This is a genomic window from Hasllibacter sp. MH4015, from assembly GCF_020177575.1.
Taxonomy (GTDB): domain Bacteria; phylum Pseudomonadota; class Alphaproteobacteria; order Rhodobacterales; family Rhodobacteraceae; genus Gymnodinialimonas.
On the sequence record NZ_JAHTBK010000001.1, the window covers coordinates 723869 to 740912 of the forward strand.

The window sequence follows — 17044 nt, forward strand, 5'->3', positions numbered from 1 at the left end:
CCGGGACGCGGTCAGGGGGCAAGTGGATCGTCGGAGGCGGGCAGCACCGTGCCGGTGCAGGGGCCGAAGCCGATCCGGTAGCCGTCGCCTTGCGCCGCACCGTGCAGCGCCAACGTGTCGCCATCCTCGATGAACGAGCGGGGGCCGGAGGCGGTCTCCAGCGGCTCCTTCCCGCCCCATGACAGTTCCAGCAGCGACCCACGCTGGTGTTTTTCGGGGCCGGAGATGGTGCCGGAGCCGAGCAGATCGCCCGCGCGCATCGGGCAACCGGCGCTGGTGTGGTGGGTCAGTTGCTGAGCGGCGGAATAGTAAAGCTCGTTGGCGTTGGTCTCGGCAATCGTCTCTCCGTTCAGGGTGACGCTGAGCGCGATGTCGTGGTTCATGGGCGACGTGTCGGCCAGGTGCGGAAGAAGCGGCGTTTCGCGGGGCGGTGTGGGGATACGGAAGGGCGCGAGTGCCGCGGCGGTGACGATCCAGGGGCTGATGGTCGTGGCGGTGGCCTTGGCCTGGAACGGACCCAGAGGCTGGTATTCCCAAGCCTGGATGTCGCGGGCGGACCAGTCGTTCAGAAGGACGTATCCGAAGATATGCTCGAACGCGCGATCGACGCTCAGCGGGCCGTCGGAGGGCAGGCCCACGATGGCACCCAGTTCCAGTTCGATATCGAAGCGCGCGGACGGGGCCCACCGGGGCGCATCGTCATTGGGGGCCTTCAACTGCCCCCAGGGCCTGCGGATATCGGTGCCGGAGACGACGACGGAGGAGGCGCGGCCATTGTAGCCGATGGGGATGTGCAGCCAGTTGGGCGGCAGCGCATTCTCCGCGCCCCGGAACATGGTGCCGACATTGGTGGCGTGGTGACGGCCCGCGTAGAAATCGGTGTATTCGGCCACACGGAACGGCATGTGCAGGGTGGCTTGCGCCATTGGCACGGAGAAGGTTGTGATGAGGTCCTGCACGTCATCGCTCGCCCCCTCGGCAAGGATCGCGGTGAGTGCCAGGCGATAGGCCTCCCACACGGCGGGGCCCAGTTCCATGAAATCGTTCCAGTAGGGCGCGTCCAGCACGTCGGCGTCGGGGTCCGGGCGCAGGTGGCCTGCTGCCTCCAGCCCCGTGGCGTCCACGATCCGGTCCCCGATGGCCACGCCGCAGCGCAGGTCCCCGTCATCCACCGAGAAGACGCCATAGGGCAGGTTGTTGAGGGGAAACTCCGTCTCGGGCGCGTTGGCGGAGGGGAGCCAGCTTTTGATCAGGTCGGACATGTATGGCTTTCGTGTATTGGCGCGGCGGATCGGCGCGCCGGAGGGCGTTTTGTGGGCAAGGGCGGGGATCAGGGCGGCGGGGCCGCATCGGGTTGGCGTTCGGGCGCGGCGGCGGCGATGGCCGGGTTTGCGAGGCAGGCAGACTCCACCCGGGCGATCTTGGGGAACGGCGCGAGGTCGAGGCCCCAGCGATGCGCATTGTAGGCCTGCGCGGTGATGCAAAGGTCCGGCAGCGTGGGCGCGTCGCCAAAGGAAAACGGCGCGGGCGTGTCGGGCAGAAGCGCCTCCGTCGCGGTGAAGCCTTCGGCCATCCAGTGCTGCATCCACGCCTTCGCGTCGTCGGGGGAGGCGTTGAAACGGGCCTTGAGCTGACCGATCACGCGCAGATTGTTGACCGGATGGATATCGGTGGCCACCGAGAGCGCCACGGCAAGCTGGCCCGCCCGCGTGGTGGTGTCGCCCGACAGCATCGGCGGCTCGGGGAAGGTCGCGTCGAGATAGTCGATGATGGCGAGGCTTTGGGTCAGGATCGTGCCATCGTCGAGACGCAGGGCCGGGACACCGCCGCCGGGATTGAGGGCGAGGTAATCGGGCGTCGTCTGATCGCCCGCCACCAGATCGACCGCGCGCGTCTCGTAAGGGACGCCCTTGAGATTCAGCGCCGCGCGGACGCGGTAGGAGGTGGTGGAGCGCCAGTAGGAATAGAGGATCATCGGACGTCCAGGACCGTTTCGAACCCGCCGAAGATCATGCGTTTTCCGTCGATCAGATCGGTCTGCATCATCGCGTCCATCTCGGGGTCTGACCAGACGGCCTGGTGCGCGGCGTCGCTTGTGGCCTTGTCGGGAAATTCCATCCAGGAGAACACGATCGCCTCGTCCTGCGCCGCTTCGACCGCGCGGGGAAAGGAAGTGCGCGCGCCGTGGTCGATCCCTTCGCCCCACGCCTCCACGCAGCGGGTTGCGCCGTGCTTGCGGTACAGGTCGATCATGCGCTGCGCCATCGCCACATACTCCGCCTTGCGGGCGGATTTCACGGGGATCACGAAGCCGTCGATATGGGGCATTGGCATCCTCCCGAATGCGATCAGTCTTGTGTCGTTCTGCGCCGACCCGCGCGGCGCGCAACGGCGATGATGACGAGCGGCGCGGCACTTGTCACGGCAATCACGCAGGCGATGATGAGCCAGGCGGTTGTCGTCATTTCTTGCCCGGCGTGCCGTCGAACTTCTTCTCCAGCGTGGTCCAGCAGTCAATGTAGTCGTCCTGCAGCGGTGCCTCCCGCGCGGCGAAGGTGGTCAGGTGCTGGGGGAAGCGGGTCTCGAACATGAAGGACATCGTGTTGTCCAGCTTCTCCGCCTTCAGATCGGCGTTCGACGCGCCCTCGAAGGCCTGTTTGTCCGGGCCGTGGGGCAGCATCATGTTGTGCAGGCTCATGCCCCCGGGGACGAAGCCCTTGGGCTTGGCATCGTACTGGCCATAGATGTTGCCCATCAGCTCGGACATGATGTTCTTGTGATACCAGGGCGGGCGGAACGTATCCTCGGCCACCATCCAGCGTTCGCGGAACAGCACGAAGTCGATATTGGCGGTGCCGGGCTGGCCCGAGGGTGCGGTGAGCACGGTGAAGATCGACGGATCGGGATGGTCGAACAGGATTGCGCCGACCGGGCAATAGGTTTTCAAATCATACTTGTAGGGCGCGTAATTGCCGTGCCAGGCCACGACATCGAGCGGGCTTTGGTTGATCTTGGTCTCGTGGAATTGGCCGCACCATTTGATGGTGACGGTGGAGGGCACTTCGCGATCCTCGTAGGCCGCAACGGGGGCCTTGAAGTCGCGCGGATTGGCCATGCAGTTCGCTCCGATGGGACCGCGGCCCGGAAGCTCGAACTTCTGGCCGTAATTCTCGCACACGAAGCCGCGGGCGGGGCCGTCGAGCAGCTCGACCCGGTAAAGCAGGCCGCGCGGCAGGATCGCGATTTCCTGGGGCTCCAGGTCGATGATGCCAAGTTCCGTGCAGAAGCGCAGGCGGCCTTCCTGCGGCACCACCAGAAGCTCGCTGTCGGCGGAGAAAAAGTATTCATCCACCATGCTTTGCGTCACGAGGTAGATGTGTGACGCCATGCCGACCTGGGTGTTCACATCCCCCGCCGTGGTCATCGTGCGCATGCCCGTGAGCCACGTCAGCGGCGTGTCGGAATGGGGCACGGGATCCCAGCGGTATTGCCCAAGCGACGTGACATCCGGGTCCACATCGGGGGCGGAGCGCCAATGGGGCAGGTCGATTCTCGTGTAGCGGTGGGAATGCTTGACCGATGGCCGGATGCGGTAACACCACGTCCGTTCGGGGCGCACATCGGTGAAGGCGGTCCCCGACAGCTGTTCGCCGTAGAGGCCGTAGTTCACCTTCTGGGGCGAATTCATCCCCTGCGGCAGTGCGCCGGGCAGCGCCTCCGTCTCGAAATCATTGCCGAAGCCGGGCATGTAGCCCTCGTGCGGGCCGGGATGGCTGGGGGCCTGGATCATCGGGCGGGGGGTGGCTTGTTCGTTCATCATGGATCTCCCGTGCTTGGTATGGGAGATAACAGTTACCTTTGTAACTAACAAGAAGAGAGATGGGCGATTGAGGCGGTTTCAGGTGCCGCCCGGACGTGCGTGTAACGTGTGCTTCGGTCCGGGCGGGTCATGACCCTCCGGTTACGCATATCCGGTTCGCCTCACCCAAGGCGATCTACTTCCGGTTGGCGTTGTCAGGCGCGTGGGGAAGGCGTTCGCTCCACTTGCGGAGCTGATCGAGAAATCCGAGGGCGGTTCTTCCAAAATCCGTGATGTCGTATGTGACCGAGAGGGGCTTCGTGTCGGCGACCACGCGGCTCAGCAACCCCTCCGCCTCAAGCTGGCGAAGCCTCGCCGTGATCATCTTATTGCTGGCCCCCTCGATCATGCGCGCGAGATCATTGAACCGCACCGGTCCGTCCTTGAGATGCCAAAGGATCGACCCGGTCCATTTGCCACCGATGATCCTCATCCCGCGTTCAATCGCACACGGCGTGGCGCAAGCGTTGTCGACGGTCTTGCGACCGCCTTCATGTTCTTTGATGCGGGCGTCCATGCGGCGTTCGATCTCTGCAAGCTAGGTTACAAAAAGTACACTAGTTGATTTTCTTCCCCGGATAATCAGCTTTGGTCAAGTCCCGTGACACATGCATCCTGATCGGAGAACCTTGATGACCCAAGCTGCCATTCAACTGTTCACTGCCGCGACGATGAACGGCTACAAGCCGGTCATCTTCCTGGAAGAGGCGGGCGTGCCATACGATCTTGTTGCGGTGGATTTCTCTAAGCAGGAACAGAAAACACCCGACTACCTGCGCATGAACCCTAACGGAAAAATCCCGACCATTTTCGACCGAGATGAGGATCGCGCTATCTTCGAAAGTGGCGCCATCCTTTGGCACCTGGCCGAGAAGTACGGGACGTTTCTACCAAAGGACCCCCTGAAGCGGTCGGAGGTCATGCAGTGGATGTTCTTTCAGGTGGGTCATGTCGGCCCGATGATGGGGCAGGCCATGTACTTCCAGCATATCGCGGCGCCGAACGGACACGAGGAGCCCTTTTCAATAAAGCGCTACGTGGACGAATCCCGCAGGTTGCTTGAGGTCCTGGACACACATCTAAATGGTCGCGACTGGCTGGCGGCGGGGGACTACACGATTGCGGACATGATGACCTATCCATGGGCACGGGCCTATGTCTGGGCGCGCACGAGTGTCGAGGGATTGCCGCATCTGCAGGCGTGGTTCGACAGGATTGATGCCCGACCCGCCGTTCAGAGAGCGTTGACCATTCCCAAGGCCAACCCGCAATTCTGGGATGCGACCGCGGATGCGAGTGCCTTTGCGAAGGAGAATGCCGCACGGTTTGCCGGCGATGTGAAATCCTGACGGCCACGGACATCGCCCCGCGCTGCCACTGAGGCATCCCTTGAAGAGGGCTCTACGCGGACGTGACGCAAACTCAGGTTGCGGCACTCACCGCTTGCCGTAGTAAAGCCCCACCACATGCTCGGCCTCGGCGAAGAACAGCCAGCGGGCGATGGCGACGCCGATCAGGTGGCTGAGGATCGCGATGGCGGCGGTGACGTGGTTGACCAGCGCGACCATCAACAGGATCGGGATGATAAAGGCGAACACGAAGGCGAGGATGCGCAGGTTCATGGCGTGTTTGCGGCCCACGACATGGACGAATTCGCGCAAGAGGTAATTGGTGCCCGTGTGCGGCGGCTCGAACGCCTTGACGCGGCCGATGGCGCCGAGGCCCGTGGCGGTTTCCATGTCGGTGCCGGATTTCTCGAACGCGCCGTCGCCGATGATCCAGGTGGCGATCGTGATCGCGGCGGCGATCAGCAGAAGGAAGATCGCGGCGAAGGCCTGACCCGCCAGCAGCGCGCCACCGGCGAGCGACAGGGCGAGGAACTTCACCGGTGTCAGTGGCGTGTGCCAGCGCGGGACGGTCTTCATCTGGGTGTAGATCATCGAGGTGGTGAAGACGGTGGCGAGGCTGAGGAGCGCGCCGAGATAGCCGAGCGGTTGCCAGGCCGCGTTGAAGAAGACGAGGCCCGCGCCGTAAAGTGCCATGGTCAGAAGGGCGGCGACCGCGCAGATGCCTTCGCGGGAGAGCCACGAGGTTTTCCACTGCGTGAAGGCCTTGAGCGCGCGTTCGGGATGGCCGAGGTGGAACGTCGACGAGATCAGGCCGCCCACGGCCAGCACATAGCCGATCAAGAAGAACCAGAAAGCAACCCAGCCGGAGACCTCCGGCAGGCCGAGGCCGAGAAAGGTCAGGAGGCCGAAGCCAAGGCCCGAGAGGGTTGTGAAGATGATGACGGAGGGGGCGGGATGCATCTCAGTTCGCTCCCTTGGCGGGCAATTTGTCGAGCGCGCGGTCGAGCCAGCCGATGAAGCCGCCGGGACTCTCGGCCACCGGCTCCAGGTAGGGGGCGAGGACGTCGAATTCCGGCAGGTCGTCCTTGGGGCGGGGGGGAAGGTATTTGTTGACGGGCTTCGTGCCCTGTTCGGGCATCAGGTCGATGCCGCCGCGTTCTTTGACAAGAATGCTGACGTCGCTGTCCGGATCACCCAGATCGCCGAAATGGCGGGCACCGGCGGGGCAGGTGCGCACGCAGGACGGGGTGCGGTCGATCTCGGGCAGGTTTTCGTTGTAAATGCGGTCGACGCAAAGCGTGCATTTCTTCATCACGCCCTCATCGGCGTCCAGCTCCCGCGCGCCGTAGGGGCAGGCCCAGGCGCAAAGGCCGCAGCCGATGCAGTCGGTCTCGTTCACCAGAACGATGCCGTCTTCGACGCGCTTGTAGGAGGCGCCGGTGGGGCAGACGGTAACGCAGGGCGCGTCCTCGCAATGCAGGCAGGATTTCGGGAAATGGATCGTCTGCGCCGCCGGGTGCGGTTTGGCGGAGGTGGCGAGCGGCTGCACCTCGTAGCTGTGGACGCGATTGAGGAAGGTGCCGGTGGGATTGGCACCGTAGGGGTCCTGATCTGAGAGCGGCGCGCCGTAATTCTCGGTGTTCCAGCCTTTGCACGAGATCACGCAGGCATGGCAGCCGACGCAGGTGTCGAGGTCGATGACGAGGCCAAGTTTCTTCTGGGTGGAGGGGGGAAGCTGGGTCATGGGTCAGGCCTGGCTGAGAGGGCGGGAGCGAGGGGCCAGCCCCTCGCGCTCCCCGAGGTATTTTTGAAGCAAAGAGGGGCGGTGCGGGTCATGACAAGGCCTCCAAACCGGCTGCGCCGAAAATGTAGGCTACGTCGCCCTCGACCTGGAACGATATGAAATCCAGATCGCCGATGAGTGTTGCAGTGTTGGATCGCAGAATACAAATGCCTTGCCGCATGGGCCATTGCGCCATGATTTCCTGTGGCCAATCGTTAGCATCGGCCACCTCGCGCACGGCCAAAGCTGCGGTGCGCGGGACATTTGGCGCGAGGTCCACGTCGAAGGCCCAACTGCAGGTTTCGGATCTGAGATCGTAGATGGCGATCAATTCGACGACAAAGGTGAAGGTGCTTCCATCTAAAGCGAGGTGTGTGACCGTCCCGTCCGTTTCAAACGCCGAAAGATCAAAGCGACCGATGTCATGACGCTCACGGAAGCGCACATATTCGGCGTAACTCTCATCCTGTGCCGCATCAAAAGCGGTTTGGAAGTGGCGGAGTCCGTCTGCATTGGCAGGGACAGTCAACAGAAACGCCAGCGATAGGATTAGGCGCCTCATCCGCCGACCTTCCAGGCGAGGTCTTTGGGGCCTTTGCCCACGGGCGATTTGATGGGCGGGTAGGCGGGTTGGCTTTCCGCCGGTGCCGGGGCCTTCTCAACGCGGACCTTGAGGTCGAACCATGCGGCCTGTCCCGTGATCGGGTCCGAATTCGTCCAGCGGTGGCCGTCGCCTTTGGGCGGCAGAAGCTCGTGGATCAGGTGGTTGAGGAGGAAACCCTTCGTGGCCTCGGGCGCGTTTTCATCGAGCGCCCACGCCCCCTTGCGCTTGCCGATGGCGTTCCACGTCCAGACGGTGGCTTCATTCAGCGCGGCCATCTCCATGACCGGCACGGTGATCGTGCCGTGTGGGGAGGTGACCTTGGCCCAGTCGCCGTCCGCGAGCCCATGTTCGCGCATGAGCTTGGTGGGCATGTAGAGCGGGTTGTGGCCGTGGAGCTGGCGCAGCCAGGCGTTTTGCGTGCCCCAGGAGTGGTACATCGCCATGGGGCGTTGGGTCAGCGCGGTGATGGGGTAATCGTCCACCTTGTTGGCAGGGGCGGGGTCGGACCAGAAGGGCAGCGGGTCCATGTTCACGCGGACCTGTTCGCGCAGGTGTTCGGGCGGCTGGATGTCGCCATGGCCCTCAGCCGCGCGGCGGAATTTCTGCATCGGCTCCACGTAGAGCGTGAAGAGATAGGGTTGCGGCGTGTCGTAGAGGCCCATTTCGACGGCCCAGTCCTGGTAGGCATTGTTCCAGGGCTTCATGTAATTCGCGCCCTCGGGGATGTGGCTGACGAAGAAGCCGCCGTTTTCGATGTAGCGGTCAAGCTGATCGGGGTTCGCCTCGCCGCGCCCGTGCTGGTCGCCGTCCTCCCCACGCCATCCGGCCAGCGGGCCGATGCCGGGTCGGCGGATGTGGTTGGTGATGTAATCGCCGTAATCGGCGTATTTCTGGGAGCCGTCCTCGTTCACGAAACCGGGCAGGCCGAGGCGTGCGCCGAGATCGCAGAGGGCGGATTGGAAGCCCTTCACGTCACGGTCAGGCTCGATCACCGGCCAGCGGATCGCGTCGGCGGCGGCGTCGGCCTCGCAAATCGGGCGGTCGAGCAGCGAGATGCAATCGTGGCGTTCGAGGTAGGTGGTGTCGGGCAGGATCAGGTCGGCATAGGCGACCATCTCGGAGCTATAGGCATCGGAATAGATGATGTGGGGGATGACGTAGTCGCCGTTTTCATCCTTGTCGGTGAGCATCTGCATCACACCGCCGGAATTCATGGACGAATTCCACGACATGTTCGCCATGTACATGAAAAGCGTGTCGATCTTGTAGGGATCGCCCGCGTGCGCGTTGGAGATGACCATGTGCATCAGGCCATGGGCGGACATCGGGTTTTCCCAGGTATAGGCCTTGTCGATGCGGGCGGGGGTGCCGTCTTCTTTCAGGGCCAGATCCTCGGGGTCGTGGACGAAGCCAAGATGAGGGCCGTCGAGCGGTTGGCCGGGTGTGACCTTGCAATGGGGCTTGGGGTGGATTTTGGAGGGTTTGGGGTAGGGCGGCTTGAAGCGGAAGCCGCCGGGGGCCTCCACGGTGCCGAGGATGATCTGCAGGACGTGGAGCGCACGGCAGGTCTGGAAGCCGTTGGCATGGGCCGAGATGCCGCGCATGGCATGCATGGAGACGGGGCGCGCGGTCATCGAATTGTGGGTCTCGCCGCGGAAATCGGTCCACTCGATCGGGAGTTCGAAACTTTCCTCGAACGCCACGCGGGCCAGTTCGGCGGCGATGGCGCGGATCCTGTCGGCGGGGATGCCGCAGCGTTCGGCCACGGCCTCGGGCGCGTAGTCGTCGCTGAGGTAGCGATCGGCCATGTGATGGAGGACAGGCTTGTGGCCGTCCTTGTGAACCGCTGACAGATCGGGCTGCACGCCTTTCTTGTCGAAGGCGGTGGGCTTGCCCGTCTTGCGGTCGATGACCAGTTCCTTGCCGTCCTTGTCGCGCAGCAGCAGGCCGGTGTCCTTGTCGACGAGCACCGGCGCGTTGGTCCAGCGGGCGAGGTAGTCGAGGTCGATCTTGCCGGCCTTCATCAGGCAGTGGACCATCGACAAGATGAACAGGCCGTCGGTGCCGGGCGTGATGCCGACCCATTCGTCGGCCACGGCGTTGTAGCCGGACCGGATCGGGTTGACGCCAATGACCTTTGCGCCCCGCGCCTTTATCTTGCCGAGGCCCATCTTGATCGGGTTGCTGTCGTGATCCTCCGCCACTCCGAACAGCATGAAGAGCTTTGTGTGGTCCCAATCGGGCTGGCCGAATTCCCAGAACGCGCCGCCCATCGTGTAGATGCCGGCGGCGGCCATGTTGACGGAGCAGAAGCCGCCATGGGCCGCGTAATTCGGCGTGCCGAAATTCTGCGCCCAGAAGCTCGTGAAGCTTTGCGATTGGTCGCGGCCGGTGAAGAAGGCGAGTTTGGAGGGGTCTTCCTCCCGGATCGGGCGCAGCCAGCCTTCGGCGATCTGGTAGGCTTCTTCCCAAGAGATCTCTTCGAATTCACCGGAGCCGCGCGGGCCGACCCGCTTCAGGGGCGCGCGCAGGCGGGAGGGCGCGTTGACCTGCATGATCCCCGCGCTGCCCTTGGCGCAGAGCACGCCCTGATTGACGGGATGGTCGCGATTGCCCTCGATATAGGCGACTTTGCCCTCCTTCATATGCACGTTGATCCCGCAGCGGCAGGCGCACATGTAGCAGGTCGTCTTGCGTATCTCGTCCGAGACCTTGGGCGACAGGTCCAGTGTCGGTTGCGCCATGTGCTTGTCCCTCCCGAGATGTGGTACAGGTGGAGTTATTCTCGCACCGCACCACAACGCCATATGACCAAAACGCGCGGGTGTTAGGGCCAAGTTGAGCGCGATTTTGAGACTTCCGGTCTCAAATGGCAAGGGCGGGAGGGCACGCGCCCATGGCCTCGCGTTGACATGGCCGGGTTTTCTGGAAAGCCTGCGGCAACGCAAGGGGAGGGTCCGCCGATGATGAGCCAGGAGATGAACGACCAGATCACGCGGGTCGGGCCGGGGGCGCCTGCGGGCAAGGTCCTGCGCCACTATTGGCAACCCGCCGCGCTGTCCGATGAGTTGATCGGCGCGCGACCCGTGGTGCCGGTCAAGTTGATGGGGGAGGATCTTGTCCTCTTCCGTGACGAGGGCGGCACGCTTGGCCTGATCGGACGGCATTGCCCCCATCGGGGCGCCGACCTTGCCTATGGGCGGCTCGAGGATAACGGGCTGCGCTGCCCGTTCCACGGTTGGCATTTCGATTGCACCGGCCAATGTGTCGAACAACCCGGCGAGCCTGAGGGCAGCCGGATGCACGAGCAGATCAAGGCGGTCAGTTATCCCGTTCAGGAGAAGAACGGGATCATCTGGGCCTATATGGGGGAAGGCAATCCGCCGCCGTTCGCCGATTTCGACTGTTTCCGTGCGCCCGATACCCACGTCTTCGCTTTCAAGGGCCTGTGGGAATGCAACTGGCTGCAAGCGATGGAGGTCGGCATCGACCCGGCCCATGCGAGCTTCCTGCACCGGTTCTTGCAGGATGAGGACCCGGCGGACAGTTACGGCAAACAGTTCCGCGATAAGGCCGGGAACACCGAATTCCCGATGACGAAACTGCTGCGCGAGTACCCGCGTCCCGAGATCAGCGTGGATGAGACGGAGTACGGGCTGAAGCTGACCGCTTTGCGCCATCTCGATGATGGCCGCACCCATGTGCGGGTGACGAACCAGATTTTTCCGCAAGCCATCTGCATCCCGATGAGCCGGGAGATGACGATCACCCAGTGGCACGTGCCGGTCGATGACGAGACCTGTTACTGGTACTCGATGTTCACCAGCTTCAACGCGCCCGTGGACAAGGTGAAGATGCGTGAGCAGCGGTTGGCAGAGCATCGGCTGCCGGATTACGCGCCCCTGAAGAACGCGCGGAACAATTACGGCTATGATGCCGAGGAACAGGGGAAGATGACCTATACCGGCATGGGGCTGGACATCAACGTCCATGACCAATGGGCGGTGGAAAGCATGGGGCGGATACAGGACCGCCGGTTCGAGCATCTGGGCAAGACGGATGTGGGCATCATCAAGTATCGGCGGATGCTGCGCGCCGCAATCGCTGCGGTCGAGGCGGGCGATGCCGCAGGCCTAAAGATGCAGAACGGCGGGACGTCTGGCATTAAGGGGCCGCTTTCGAACGACGCCATCGCGCCCGATGACGATTGGAAGGCGGCCTCCGTTCAGGCGGATCTTGAGCGTCGGGGCCAATGCCCGTGGGATGCAAGCGTTTGACGACAGAAGATATTCTTCGGCAGGTGGAGAAGGACGGGATCGAGACGATCCGCGTGGTCTTCACCGATCCCCATGGGGTGTTGCGGGGCAAGACGGTTACGGCTTCGGCTCTGCCGGGCGTGCTGCGCGATGGGCTGCGGGTGCCGTCGACACTGCTGTTGAAAGACCTGTCGCATCGCACGGCGTTTCCGGTTTGGGCGGGCGAGGGCGCGCCGATGCAGGGGGCGTCGGATGTGATGCTTTGGCCTGATCCGGCGACATTTCGAAGGCTCCCTTGGTCGCCGCATTCGGCTTTGATCCATTGTGATGTGTCCACCATGTTAGGTGTGCCCGTCGCATTCTCGTCGCGCGAAGTTCTGCGCCGCGCTGAAGGGGCGCTCGTAGACGTTGGAGGCATGTCGCCTGAGGCAATGCGATCCGTACCTCGCGACGGCAAGGCGCACCTGAATTGGGGCGCAACGCCGAAGGTGGGCGTAGAAATCGAGTTTCAGGTCTTCCGCGTACTCGACCCGAGCCTCTCGCCCGACCAATCCAAGATGCCCGGCCAACCGCCGCAGGTGGAGAATACGACGCAAGGCTACCAGTATCTGACCGAGACGCGATACGCGGAAGTGGAGCCGATGCTCGACCGCCTGCGCCGCGCTGCGGAGGAGATGGGGATCGACGTGCGGTCGGTCGAGGTGGAGATGGGGCCGTCGCAGTACGAGGTGACGTTTGCGCCAGGGTCGCCGATGGACGTGGCGGAGCAGGCGGTGAATTTCCGCATGCTTGCCAAGGAATTGAGCCATCGACACGGGATGCTGGCCAGCTTCATGCCGAAACCCGCGCTGCCCAATGCAGTGGCGAACGGGTGGCACATCCACCAGAGCATCGGAGGGTTCAAACCCGAATCCGCCCGCGCGATGCATTGGATTGCAGGCCTGCTGGAACACGCACCAGCATGTGCGCTTCTGACCAATCCGACGGTGAACAGCTACAAGCGCTTCACACCTTACCAGCTTGCCCCGACCCGTATCGGATGGGCGCGGGACAATCGCGGGGCGATGGTGCGCGCTTTGCTGGATGACACGCCCGCCAGCCGCGTGGAAAACCGTCTGCCGGACAGCGCGGCGAACCCCTATTTCGCTTTGGCGGCCCAGTTGATCTCGGGGCGCGCGGGCTTGAAGGCGGCACAGGCCCCGCCGCCTGAAATGACCGATCCTTATGGCGGCGATGCGCCTGTCTTGCCGGCGAGCCTGGGGGCGGCGATCGAGGCGTTCGCAGCCTCCGACACGCTGCGCGACGCGCTGACGCCGGAGGTGCACGATTGGCTCGTCACGCTCAAGCGCCACGAATGGAACCGCTACCTTGCCCATATCTCGGATTGGGAACAGGCGGAGTATTTCACCGCGCTTTGATATACTCGTATCCGATATCAGCTTAGAAAATCCGCGCTTGCGGTTATACCAGACGCGGTCATGCTGAGACTGCACAGCAAAAGGGAGACGCCCCATGGGCCGGTTGAGCGCATTCAACTTCAAGGGCTGGATCGACGACCACCGCCATCTTCTCAAACCGCCCGTCGGCAACAAGATGGTGTTCGAGGAGGCCGATTTGATGGTCACGGTCGTGGGCGGGCCGAACAAGCGGACGGATTACCATGACGACCCGGTGGAGGAGTTCTTCTACCAGTTGGAAGGCGACATGGTCCTGAAGCTCTACGATCAGGGCGAGTTCTACGATGTGCCGATCAGGGAAGGAGAGGTGTTCCTTCTGCCGCCCCATGTCCGCCATTCGCCCCAGCGCCCGATGGAAGGGTCCGTCGGCTTGGTGATCGAACCGAAGCGGCCCGAGGGCGCGGTGGATGCGATCGAATGGTATTGCTTCAATTGCGGGTCGCTGGTGCACCGCTCGGAGATGCATCTCAAAAGCATCGTGGACGACCTGCCGCCGGTCTATGCGGCCTTCTACGGCGACGAGGCGGCGCGGACCTGCGGCAAGTGCGGGGAGGTGCATCCCGGCAAGGAGCCGCCCGAAGGTTGGGTGACGCTCTGATCGCAAAGGTTTGCGCGGGCGCGCAAAATCCGGCTAGGCTTTGCCGGAACCAATGAAAACCAGCCCGGGCCATCAAAGAAGCCGCGGGCGGATAGGGAGATCAACATGAAGACTTTCAATACAGTGCTGGCGTCGGCCGCCATGGCCGTGACCGGGATCGCGGGGGCCGCGCAGGCCGAGGAGTTCCGCCTGGGCCTGATTACACCGCCACCCCATGTCTGGACGCTGGCCGCCGAGGAATTCGGCGCGGCGCTGGAGGAGGCATCGGGCGGGGAGCATACCGTCACGGTCTTCCCGGCGCGGCAATTGGGCAACGAGGCCGACATGTTGCAACAGCTTCAGTCCGGCGCGCTCGACATGGCGTTCATGACGGTGGCCGAAGTCTCGAACCGCGCACCCGATTTCGGGACGTTCTACCAGCCGTTCCTGGCCGACGACATGGCGCATGCCGCGCGCATCCTGCGCTCGGAGGAGGCGCGGGCGATGCTGGATCAATTGCCCGGGAGCTTGGGTGTTGTGGGCGTCGGCTATGGCAGCGCAGGCATGCGCCACATCTTGACGAACGGCGATGTCACCGATGCCGCCGGGCTGTCGGGCCAGAAGATCCGTATCACGCCGTTCGAGGCGAACCTTGATTTCTACAACGCCATCGGGGCCGCGCCGACGCCCATGCCACTGCCTGCCGTGTTCGACGCGCTGGCCAACGGGCAGGTCGACGGGATCGACATGGACGCTGAACTGATCGTGCTGCTGCGCTATCACGAACATGCCGACACGATGATCGAGACCAACCACATGATGTTCCCGATGGTGGGCCTTGTCTCCGCCCGGGTCTGGGCGGGGTTGAGCGAGGAAGATCGCGCGATGATCTCGGAACTGATGGCCGCGGCGGTCGATAGCTGCCTTCAGACCTATGTGGAGCGCGATGCCGGTTGGCTGGAGGAGATCCGGGGCACCGACGTGACCTATATCGAGGGCGACCGGGCGTTTTTCGGTGACGCTGTGGAAGCCTGGGAAGCGATCTGGGAAGAGCGTGCGCCCGAGGCGCTGGAGACGATCCGCGGCGTGGCCGAAGCGACGCGTGAGTAAGGCTCAGGCCCGGGTGGCACGCTTGCGACCCGGGCTAACACCCTGATGCTACTCAAAATTTCAAATCTGTGGGCGCGGGTCGAGCTGGCCGCCGCCGCCGTTCTGGCGGTTGGCGTCACGCTGCTGATCTTGCTGAATGTCGTGACGCGCACGGCGGGTGCACCGATCTATTGGGTGGATGAGGCGGCGATCTACACGATGGTCTGGATGACCTTTCTGGGGGCGTCCGCCGCGATCCAGATGCGGCAACAGGTGGCGATCACGATCCTGACCGACGCGTTGCCGGAAGGCGCGCGGCGCGTGGCGGGCAAGCTGGTCGATGTGGCGGTTTTCGTCTTTGCCTGCGCGATGGTCTGGTTCTGCTGGCGCTGGTTCAATCCCTGGGCGCTGGCGAAGGCGGGTTGGGACCTGATGGCGTTCCAGGGGTCCACTTTCAACTTCATTTATGCGGAGCCGACGAGCACATTGGGCGTGCCGAAATGGGTGATCTGGCTGGTGATGCCCCTGTTTTCGGCGGGCGTCTTTCTGCATGCATTGGCGCATCTGGTGAGTTTCTCGCCGCCCGAGACCCGTGGGCCGGAGGTCGCGACGTGAGATACGGTCCCCGGTCACACGGCGCGGAATCAAGGCGAAGCCGCCGCGCATTGCTGGACCGTCCCCCGGTCCGGCGATTTGGCTGGCCTTGGCACTTCGTTTGTTTTGGGGAAAGGCTTGGCAACCATAAAGTGCCTGAGCTCAGTCGTTTGATCGCCGCATCACGGCCCGCCGATGCACGGCTTCCGCTATGACTCCAGCCCTGTTCTTCGCCAAGCTCCTGCTCGCCGTGCCGGTCGCCATCACGCTCGCCCTCACCGCGATGTGGTATATTTGGGAGAGTGACAACACGATCCTCTACGACAGCTTCGCGCAGCGGATGTTTTCGGGGATCGAGGCCTATGGCTTGCTGGCAATTCCGCTTTTCATGCTGACCGGCGAGTTGATGAACGAAGGCGGCATGACCCGCCGACTTATCAACGCGGCGCGCGTTTTCGTGGGCGGATTTCGCGGCGGCCTTGCCTATATCAACCTTCTGGCGAACATGTTCATGGCGGCCATCGTAGGGTCCGCCGCCGCGCAGATCGCGGTAATGTCGCGCGCCATGGTCCCCGCGATGGAGGACGAAGGCTATGACCGGGGCTTCGCCGCCGCCACGACCGCCGCCGGCGGGTTGCTGGCCCCCGTCATCCCGCCCTCGATGCTGTTCGTCATTTACGGCGTTCTCGCGCAGATCCCCATCGGCGACATGTTCCTGGCGGGCATCATTCCGGGGCTGATCCTGTCGGTCTGTTTCGCAATCGTGATCGCGCTGATCGGGTTGAAGCAGCAATTCCCGAAGGGGGAGTGGCTGTCGTCGGAGGCCGCGCGGAAGGCATTGCTGTACGCGCTGCCCGCGATGCTGATCCCGGCGGCGATCATCGGGGGGATCATTGGCGGGGTTGCCACGCCGACGGAGTCCGCCGCCGTCGCGTCCGTTGTCGCGTTCCTGCTGGGATGGCTGCTGTACCGGGAATTGAAGCCCGAAAAGCTGTTCGAGATGTTCAAGCGCACGGCGCTCAACGCCTCTCTCATCATCTTCATGATCGCCGCCGCCAATGTCTTCGGCTGGGTCATCATTTACGAGGCGCTGCCGCAGCGGCTGGCGGAATTCATCACGACAATCACGGCCAATCCGTTCGTGTTCCTGCTGATCGTCAATATCGTGCTGCTGTTCGTGGGCATGTTGATCGACGGGATCGCGGCGATCATCCTCGTGACGCCGATCCTGCTGCCCATCGCGATCGAAAGCTACGGGATCAGCCCCTATCAATTCGGCGTCGTGATCTCGCTCAACCTCGTTCTGGGCCTTCTGACGCCGCCCGTGGGTGTGGGCCTCTATATCGCCAGCGCGATGAGCGAGACGCCGACGGGACGTATCCTGAGGGCGCTGTGGCCGTTCCTGCTGGCGGTGGCGGCGGTGCTGATCCTGCTCAGCTACGTGCCGGAATTGTCGACCGTCCTGATCCGATAGGT

At 63.5% G+C, this 17044-nt stretch carries 16 protein-coding genes; 7 read left to right on the forward strand and 9 right to left on the reverse strand.

Going from position 1 to position 17044, the window contains the following annotated elements; all coding sequences use genetic code 11:
• Positions 1–11: 11 nt before the first annotated feature.
• The 5 genes from fahA to KUW62_RS03970 all read right to left on the reverse strand — a co-directional run bounded on the left by fahA (position 12) and on the right by KUW62_RS03970 (position 4292).
• Entirely contained in the window at positions 12–1262 is a 1251-nt protein-coding gene (fahA, locus tag KUW62_RS03950) for a fumarylacetoacetase (RefSeq protein WP_224814214.1), read from the reverse strand.
• 68 nt (positions 1263–1330) lie between these two features.
• Positions 1331–1975 (reverse strand): maleylacetoacetate isomerase, encoded by a 645-nt coding sequence (gene maiA / locus KUW62_RS03955; RefSeq protein ID WP_224814215.1) that lies wholly within the window; start codon positions 1973–1975, stop codon positions 1331–1333.
• A complete protein-coding gene (locus tag KUW62_RS03960) occupies positions 1972–2328 on the reverse strand; it encodes a DUF1428 domain-containing protein (RefSeq protein WP_224814216.1) in 357 nt (118 codons plus the stop codon). Before KUW62_RS03960 ends, maiA begins: the two co-directional genes overlap by 4 nt.
• A 133-nt stretch (positions 2329–2461) precedes the next feature.
• On the reverse strand, positions 2462–3817 hold the full coding sequence (hmgA, locus tag KUW62_RS03965) for a homogentisate 1,2-dioxygenase (RefSeq protein ID WP_370632841.1): 1356 nt from the start codon (positions 3815–3817) through the stop codon (positions 2462–2464).
• A 178-nt stretch (positions 3818–3995) separates the two neighbouring features.
• Complete coding sequence (locus tag KUW62_RS03970; protein WP_224814217.1) at positions 3996–4292, reverse strand: helix-turn-helix domain-containing protein; 297 nt, start codon at positions 4290–4292, stop codon at positions 3996–3998.
• A gap of 199 nt (positions 4293–4491) precedes the next feature.
• Between KUW62_RS03970 and KUW62_RS03975 the strand changes: the two genes are divergently transcribed.
• On the forward strand, positions 4492–5208 hold the full coding sequence (locus tag KUW62_RS03975; RefSeq protein WP_224814218.1) for a glutathione S-transferase family protein: 717 nt from the start codon (positions 4492–4494) through the stop codon (positions 5206–5208).
• A gap of 87 nt (positions 5209–5295) precedes the next feature.
• Here KUW62_RS03975 and KUW62_RS03980 read toward each other — a convergent pair whose 3' ends face one another.
• The 4 genes from KUW62_RS03980 to KUW62_RS03995 all read right to left on the reverse strand — a co-directional run bounded on the left by KUW62_RS03980 (position 5296) and on the right by KUW62_RS03995 (position 10339).
• Positions 5296–6168, reverse strand: coding sequence for a DmsC/YnfH family molybdoenzyme membrane anchor subunit (locus KUW62_RS03980; RefSeq protein WP_224814219.1), 873 nt, complete (start codon positions 6166–6168; stop codon positions 5296–5298).
• 1 nt (position 6169) lies between these two features.
• The gene (locus tag KUW62_RS03985) at positions 6170–6952 is read right to left on the reverse strand and encodes a 4Fe-4S dicluster domain-containing protein (RefSeq protein ID WP_224814220.1); all 783 of its coding nucleotides are present in this window, start codon (positions 6950–6952) and stop codon (positions 6170–6172) included.
• 88 nt (positions 6953–7040) lie between these two features.
• Positions 7041–7553, reverse strand: coding sequence for a DUF6882 domain-containing protein (locus tag KUW62_RS03990; protein ID WP_224814221.1), 513 nt, complete (start codon positions 7551–7553; stop codon positions 7041–7043).
• Positions 7550–10339 (reverse strand): molybdopterin oxidoreductase family protein, encoded by a 2790-nt coding sequence (locus KUW62_RS03995; RefSeq protein WP_224814222.1) that lies wholly within the window; start codon positions 10337–10339, stop codon positions 7550–7552. Before KUW62_RS03995 ends, KUW62_RS03990 begins: the two co-directional genes overlap by 4 nt.
• Before the next feature lie 219 nt (positions 10340–10558).
• Here KUW62_RS03995 and KUW62_RS04000 point away from each other — a divergent pair, with 219 nt between their 5' ends.
• The 6 genes from KUW62_RS04000 (at position 10559) to KUW62_RS04025 (ending at position 17042) form a co-directional block, all read left to right on the forward strand.
• Positions 10559–11872: an aromatic ring-hydroxylating dioxygenase subunit alpha gene (locus tag KUW62_RS04000; protein WP_224814223.1), complete on the forward strand. Its 1314-nt coding sequence runs from the start codon at positions 10559–10561 to the stop codon at positions 11870–11872.
• On the forward strand, positions 11869–13269 hold the full coding sequence (locus tag KUW62_RS04005) for a glutamine synthetase family protein (protein WP_224814224.1): 1401 nt from the start codon (positions 11869–11871) through the stop codon (positions 13267–13269). The genes KUW62_RS04000 and KUW62_RS04005 overlap by 4 nt, the downstream gene beginning before the upstream one ends.
• Positions 13270–13363: 94 nt before the next feature.
• Positions 13364–13906 carry a 3-hydroxyanthranilate 3,4-dioxygenase gene (locus KUW62_RS04010; RefSeq protein ID WP_224814225.1) on the forward strand — a complete coding sequence of 181 codons (543 nt, stop codon included), beginning with the start codon at positions 13364–13366 and terminating at the stop codon, positions 13904–13906.
• A 105-nt stretch (positions 13907–14011) separates the two neighbouring features.
• Positions 14012–14995: a TRAP transporter substrate-binding protein gene (locus KUW62_RS04015; protein WP_224814226.1), complete on the forward strand. Its 984-nt coding sequence runs from the start codon at positions 14012–14014 to the stop codon at positions 14993–14995.
• Positions 14996–15040: 45 nt separating this feature from the next.
• Positions 15041–15589 (forward strand): TRAP transporter small permease, encoded by a 549-nt coding sequence (locus KUW62_RS04020; protein ID WP_224814227.1) that lies wholly within the window; start codon positions 15041–15043, stop codon positions 15587–15589.
• A 190-nt stretch (positions 15590–15779) separates the two neighbouring features.
• On the forward strand, positions 15780–17042 hold the full coding sequence (locus KUW62_RS04025) for a TRAP transporter large permease (protein ID WP_224814228.1): 1263 nt from the start codon (positions 15780–15782) through the stop codon (positions 17040–17042).
• Positions 17043–17044 lie beyond the last annotated feature (2 nt).

Bases quoted from the DNA above. Each gene is read 5' to 3' on its own strand.
- KUW62_RS04025 (WP_224814228.1), top strand. From the start codon at position 15,780: ATGACTCCAGCCCTGTTCTTCGCCAAGCTCCTGCTCGCCGTGCCGGTC.
- fahA (WP_224814214.1), bottom strand. From the start codon at position 1,262: ATGTCCGACCTGATCAAAAGCTGGCTCCCCTCCGCCAACGCGCCCGAG.
- KUW62_RS03990 (WP_224814221.1), bottom strand. From the start codon at position 7,553: ATGAGGCGCCTAATCCTATCGCTGGCGTTTCTGTTGACTGTCCCTGCC.
- hmgA (WP_370632841.1), bottom strand. From the start codon at position 3,817: ATGAACGAACAAGCCACCCCCCGCCCGATGATCCAGGCCCCCAGCCAT.
- KUW62_RS03980 (WP_224814219.1), bottom strand. From the start codon at position 6,168: ATGCATCCCGCCCCCTCCGTCATCATCTTCACAACCCTCTCGGGCCTT.
- KUW62_RS03975 (WP_224814218.1), top strand. From the start codon at position 4,492: ATGACCCAAGCTGCCATTCAACTGTTCACTGCCGCGACGATGAACGGC.
- KUW62_RS03985 (WP_224814220.1), bottom strand. From the start codon at position 6,952: ATGACCCAGCTTCCCCCCTCCACCCAGAAGAAACTTGGCCTCGTCATC.
- KUW62_RS03960 (WP_224814216.1), bottom strand. From the start codon at position 2,328: ATGCCCCATATCGACGGCTTCGTGATCCCCGTGAAATCCGCCCGCAAG.
- KUW62_RS03970 (WP_224814217.1), bottom strand. From the start codon at position 4,292: ATGAGGATCATCGGTGGCAAATGGACCGGGTCGATCCTTTGGCATCTC.
- KUW62_RS04010 (WP_224814225.1), top strand. From the start codon at position 13,364: ATGGGCCGGTTGAGCGCATTCAACTTCAAGGGCTGGATCGACGACCAC.
- KUW62_RS03995 (WP_224814222.1), bottom strand. From the start codon at position 10,339: ATGGCGCAACCGACACTGGACCTGTCGCCCAAGGTCTCGGACGAGATA.
- maiA (WP_224814215.1), bottom strand. From the start codon at position 1,975: ATGATCCTCTATTCCTACTGGCGCTCCACCACCTCCTACCGCGTCCGC.
- KUW62_RS04000 (WP_224814223.1), top strand. From the start codon at position 10,559: ATGATGAGCCAGGAGATGAACGACCAGATCACGCGGGTCGGGCCGGGG.
- KUW62_RS04020 (WP_224814227.1), top strand. From the start codon at position 15,041: ATGCTACTCAAAATTTCAAATCTGTGGGCGCGGGTCGAGCTGGCCGCC.
- KUW62_RS04015 (WP_224814226.1), top strand. From the start codon at position 14,012: ATGAAGACTTTCAATACAGTGCTGGCGTCGGCCGCCATGGCCGTGACC.